This is a genomic window from Sphingomonas pruni NBRC 15498, from assembly GCF_001598455.1.
Classification (GTDB): domain Bacteria; phylum Pseudomonadota; class Alphaproteobacteria; order Sphingomonadales; family Sphingomonadaceae; genus Sphingomonas; species Sphingomonas pruni.
Genome location: NZ_BCYZ01000140.1, coordinates 1 through 3,211, shown reverse-complemented (window position 1 = coordinate 3,211; position 3,211 = coordinate 1). Strand labels below are relative to the sequence as shown.

General features: G+C 63.8%; 2 protein-coding genes. One reads left to right on the top strand and one right to left on the bottom strand.

Translation table 11 applies throughout. The annotated features are described in order from the left end of the window. Positions 1-241: 241 nt before the first annotated feature. Positions 242-1,555, bottom strand: coding sequence for an HD-GYP domain-containing protein (locus SPR01S_RS20835; RefSeq protein WP_084251343.1), 1,314 nt, complete (start codon positions 1,553-1,555; stop codon positions 242-244). A 254-nt stretch (positions 1,556-1,809) separates the two neighbouring features. On the opposite strand from SPR01S_RS20835, the gene fumC reads away from it, so the two are divergent. Further along, positions 1,810-3,201, top strand: coding sequence for a class II fumarate hydratase (gene fumC / locus SPR01S_RS20830; RefSeq protein ID WP_066593743.1), 1,392 nt, complete (start codon positions 1,810-1,812; stop codon positions 3,199-3,201). Positions 3,202-3,211: the final 10 nt, after the last annotated feature.

The following is a 3,211-nucleotide window of genomic DNA, read 5'->3' as shown; positions in this document are numbered from 1 at the left end:
CCGGCCGGCGCGGCAAAGCCGCGTCCGACGTCACGGAATTTACTTCCGTGACGGCCTGAGGAGGTCTGCTTCCCACGGGGATGGTGTCTATAAATTGGCCATATTTCCCGCCGTCGCCCCGGCCTTGTGCCGGGGTCCACTCCTCCATTGGCGAGGTGAGGTTTTGTTGCGCGGCGGTGGATGCCGGGACAAGCCCGGCATGACGATTGAGGCGATTGCCTGGCTACGATGACGGCTTGGCTCAATCGAGCCGTTGACTCGGCCGCCAGCGCGAGACGCGATCGCTGGCGGGCATCTCGACCGTTTCCCCTGGCGACGCCTCGACTCCCGTCCACAACCGCTCGACCAGCTCGCGGTCGAGCTTTTCGCTCTCCTGCAGCATATGCGCACACAATGCCGGCCAGTCATGCGCTCCCCAATCGGAGGGATTCTCCTGGCGAATGACGGTCTTGCACGCATCGTCATCCGCCAGAACGATATCGCGCGGATCGACCAGGCTGTTCGCGGCAGTGTCGTAGAAGACACGCAGCCGCGGGCGGCTGGCGCGGCGGCCATTGGACAGCACGATCGCCAGGCGCTGCGAGCGCAGGCGGACGACCATGCCGACCGGGAACACCGCAATGCTCTGGTAGAATGTGAACAGCAGGTCGCGATCGAATTGTCCGTTCCAGCCATGCATCGCGGTCACGGCTTCGATCGGGGACCATGATTCCTTGTACGCGCGGTCCGACGTCAGCGCGTCATAGACGTCGCAGATCGCGCCCATCCGCGCTGCCAGGCTGATCTCGTTGCCCTTCAGCTCGAACGGATAGCCGGTGCCGTCGATCTTTTCGTGATGATGGCGGCAGACGTCCATCACGGTAGCGGGAATGGCATCGGCCCGGCCGAGAATCGCGCAGCCGCGTTCGGGATGGAGTCGCGCGATGGCGAATTCCTCGTCAGTCAGCCGGCCGGGTTTGTTGAGGATTTCGGACGGCACGTCCATCTTGCCGATGTCGTGTAACAGTCCCGCCAGGCCGAGTTCGCGCACCATGTCGTCCGCCAGTCCAAGGTGGCGGGCGAAATTGACCATCAGCGCGCACACCGCGACCGAATGCAGATAACTGTAATCGTCCTTAGACTTGAGCCGGACGATGCCGATCAGGGCATAGGCATTGCGTTGCACCGATTCCGAAATCTCGTCGACGACCGCGGAGACCTGGTCGGAGTCGATCGCCTTTCCCGTCCGCGCGCCCTCGAAAACGCCGCGGATGATTTCCCTGGTGCGCACGACGATGTCGGCGGCGCGCTCGCGTTCGGCGGTGATGCCCGTGGGGATGTTGGCGACGACGGGTTCAGTGATGATGATCGGCTCCGGCTCGTCGTCGATCGGCGCGAGTCCCCGCGCGGTGTCGATCGTCACGAAGGCGATGCCCGCGTCGCGCAGGGCGGCGATCTCGCCGTCCGATCGCAACAGGAACCGGCGGCGCCAGAACGGATGGCTGAGCCACGAGCCCTCTATGGCGTGAAGAAACATGCCGGGGCGAAGCAGAGAGAGCGGGACTCGGCGCAGCATTCTCGCATAGATAATCGACAGCAGTTGACAACTTACTACTTTCGTTATGTTTTCTCCGCCCGGGATTATAGTCGTTACTCGGCTCGGTCCGATCCGAAGCTCTTCTAGCCCTTTTGCGATTTCTATCGGAACGGCGCGAGCGCGGGATCGCCTCCATTTCCGGGGCCTTGTCCGGTAGTCGGGCCCGCACAAGGCTTGTGCCCGGCATTCGGTGACGCCAAGTCGGACATACTGCCCGATGAGGAGCCTGCGCGATGACCGACACCCGAACTGAAACTGATTCGATCGGCGCAATCGAGGTTGCGGCGACCGCTTATTGGGGCGCGCAGACCCAGCGATCGATCGAGAATTTCCCGTTCGGCGAGCGCGAACGGATGCCGATCGCGATCGTCCATGCGCTCGCTCTGGTGAAACAGGCGGCGGCGCGGGTGAATCGCGCGCACGGACTGGCGGCCGAGAAGGCCGACGCGATCGAGGCGGCGGCAGGGGAAGTGGTCGCGGGCAAGCTCGACGATCAGTTTCCGCTGGTCATCTGGCAGACTGGCAGCGGCACCCAGTCGAACATGAACGTCAACGAGGTGATCGCCGGCCGCGCTAACGAGATGCTGACCGGTAAGCGTGGCGGCAAGACGCCGATCCACCCCAATGACGACGTCAATATGAGCCAGTCGTCCAACGACAGCTTTCCGACCGCGCTTCATGTCGCGGCGGCGCTCGCGGCGACGCGGCGGCTGCTTCCCGCGCTCGATCGCCTCGCCGACGCGCTGCTCGCCAAAGCGGAGGCATGGGACGATATCGTGAAGATCGGGCGGACGCATTTGCAAGATGCGACGCCGCTGACGCTGGGGCAGGAATTCTCCGGCTATTATGCGCAGCTCAAGCTGGCCCGTACCCGTACCGAACCGTTTGTCATCCATGCTTTGTCGAAGCTGGCGCAAGGCGGGACGGCGGTGGGGACGGGGCTCAACGCCCCCGCCGGATTCGCCGAGGAAATCGCCGCCGAATTGTCGAAACTGACCGGCTTTGCGTTCGAGACCGCACCCAACAAATTCGAGGCGCTGGCGTCGAACGATACTTTGGTCGATTTTTCGGGACGACTGAACAGCCTGGCGGTGGCCCTGACCAAGATCGCCAACGACATTCGCCTGCTCGGATCGGGTCCGCGCTCGGGCATCGGCGAGCTGGTACTGCCGGCAAACGAGCCGGGCAGCTCGATCATGCCGGGCAAGGTCAATCCGACCCAGTGCGAGATGCTGACGATGGTCGCGGCGCAAGTGATCGGCAATCACCAGGCGGTGACGGTCGGCGGGATGCAGGGGCATCTCGAGCTCAACGTGTTCAAGCCGATGATCGGGGCCGCGGTACTCCGCTCGATCGATCTGCTGGCGGTCGGGATGGAGAGTTTCGCCGAGCGCTGTGTCGAGGGGTTGGAGCCGGATCGGCGGCGAATCGCCGAGTTGGTCGACCGCTCGCTGATGCTGGTCACCGCGCTCGCGCCAGAGATCGGCTACGACAATGCGGCGAAGATCGCGAAGCATGCGCATGCCGAAGGGATGACGCTGAAGGAAGCGGGGCTGGACTTGGAGCTGGTCGACGAGGCGACGTTCGACCGAGTGGTAAGGCCGGAAGCGATGGTGGGACGGTAGAAGCAAACAG

Coding starts and splice junctions, on each gene's coding strand:
- SPR01S_RS20835 (WP_084251343.1), bottom strand. CDS start 1,555: ATGCTGCGCCGAGTCCCGCTCTCTCTGCTTCGCCCCGGCATGTTTCTT.
- fumC (WP_066593743.1), top strand. CDS start 1,810: ATGACCGACACCCGAACTGAAACTGATTCGATCGGCGCAATCGAGGTT.